This is a genomic window from Acidaminococcus sp. CAG:542 (genome assembly GCF_000437815.1).
In the GTDB taxonomy this organism is placed as follows: Bacteria; Bacillota; Negativicutes; order Acidaminococcales; family Acidaminococcaceae; genus Acidaminococcus.
Genome location: NZ_FR902056.1, coordinates 22,629 through 24,127, shown reverse-complemented (window position 1 = coordinate 24,127; position 1,499 = coordinate 22,629). Strand labels below are relative to the sequence as shown.

Here is a 1,499-nt window from a genome sequence, read left to right as displayed (position 1 = left end):
CCTGCCGGTGGCCGGAGTCCGGCTGACTCCGGGGCTGGATGCCCAGAAGGGGAATCTGTATGTGGGCAGCTACCGGTGGACCGGGGACCATTTGGAAGAAATGGAACCGGTGCGGATCGCTCCTGCCAAAGAACTGGCCGCCCAGCTCCAGGAGGGCTCGGAGCCGGCCATCCTTATGGGAGAATGCCACCGGGTGCCCGGGACGGAAGCCTGTGACCGGGTGACCCTGGCCCCGGAAAGCGCCCGCCTGCCCAGAGGGTCTTCCGTGGCCATCCTGGGTGCGGCCCAATATGTGCCGGAAGGGGACATCCACAGCTATTTCGGCATGGATCCTTTCTACATTCGTCGGTCGGAAGCGGAGGAACTATGGGAAAAGAGACATCCGGAAGGACGGTAAGACCTCTGACCCGGGAAGATCTGCCCTGGCTGCTGCCCCTGGACGCAGGATCCTTCGGAGAACCCTGGACAGAAGAAACCTGGGGGGACGAACTGGAAGGCCGGCTGAGCCATTACATCGCCCTGGAAGAAGGAGGAGTGCCGGTGGCTTTCGGGGGCTTCTGGCTGGTGGCGGGAGAAGCCCAGGTCATGCGCCTGGCGGTGGATCCCCGGCGCCGGGGAGAAAAACTGGGGCTGGCCCTGGTGGAAGCCATGGTGGCGGAAGCCCTCCGTCTGGAAGCGGTGGAAATGACTCTGGAAGTCCGGGAAGGGAACACCCCGGCCCGGCGGACCTATGATCATCTGGGCTTTACCGAATGCGGCCGGCGGCCGGGGTATTATGGAGACAACGGGGAAGCGGCAGTGCTTATGCGCCGGGACCTGTAAATCGAGGAGATTATGACGGAAAAAGCAATCAATATATTGGGAATCGAAAGCAGCTGTGACGAAACGGCGGCAGCGGTGATCCGGAACGGACGGGAGGTATTGTCCAATGTGGTATCCACCCAGATCCTGGTCCACCGGAAGTTCGGGGGCGTGGTGCCGGAAATCGCATCCCGGAAACATATCGAACATGTGATGCCGGTGATCCACAAGGCCCTTACCGACGCCAAAATGACCCTCCAGGACGTGGACGCCATTGCCGTGACCTACGGACCGGGGCTGGTGGGCGCCCTGCTGGTGGGCCTTTCTGCCGCCAAGGGGCTGGCCCTGGGCAGCGGGAAGCCTCTCATCGGGGTGAACCATCTGGAAGGCCATGTATTCGCCAATTTCCTGGCGGATCCGAATCTGAAGCCTCCCTTCCTGGCCCTGGTGGTCAGCGGGGGACACACCTCCCTTCTGGTGGTGGAAGATTACAACACCTTCCGGCTCCTGGGCCAGACCCGGGACGATGCGGCAGGGGAGGCCTTTGACAAAATCGCCCGGTTCATGGGGCTGCCCTATCCGGGAGGCCCGGAAATCGAACGGCTGGCCAAAAACGGGGACCCGGCAGCGGTGGATTTTCCCCGGCCTTTGCTGCCCGGCTGCTATGATTTCAGCTTCAGCGGCCTGAAAAGCGCCGT

The 1,499-nt window shown here is 62.6% G+C and carries 3 protein-coding genes; all 3 read left to right on the top strand.

Features of this window, described 5'->3' with window-relative positions; all coding sequences use genetic code 11:
• A partial coding sequence (locus tag QVO43_RS04160; protein ID WP_369678678.1) for a tRNA threonylcarbamoyladenosine biosynthesis protein TsaB occupies positions 1–397 on the top strand: 397 nt, incomplete at its 5' end.
• Entirely contained in the window at positions 367–822 is a 456-nt protein-coding gene (gene rimI, locus QVO43_RS04155) for a ribosomal protein S18-alanine N-acetyltransferase (protein WP_022487327.1), read from the top strand. The genes QVO43_RS04160 and rimI, both read left to right, overlap by 31 nt.
• A 12-nt stretch (positions 823–834) precedes the next feature.
• Positions 835–1,499, top strand: a 665-nt coding sequence (gene tsaD, locus QVO43_RS04150; protein ID WP_288174496.1) for a tRNA (adenosine(37)-N6)-threonylcarbamoyltransferase complex transferase subunit TsaD, incomplete at its 3' end; no start/stop codon positions are given.

What these genes read in the sequence shown, in the direction of transcription:
- rimI (WP_022487327.1), top strand. Translation starts at nt 367, where the DNA reads ATGGGAAAAGAGACATCCGGAAGGACGGTAAGACCTCTGACCCGGGAA.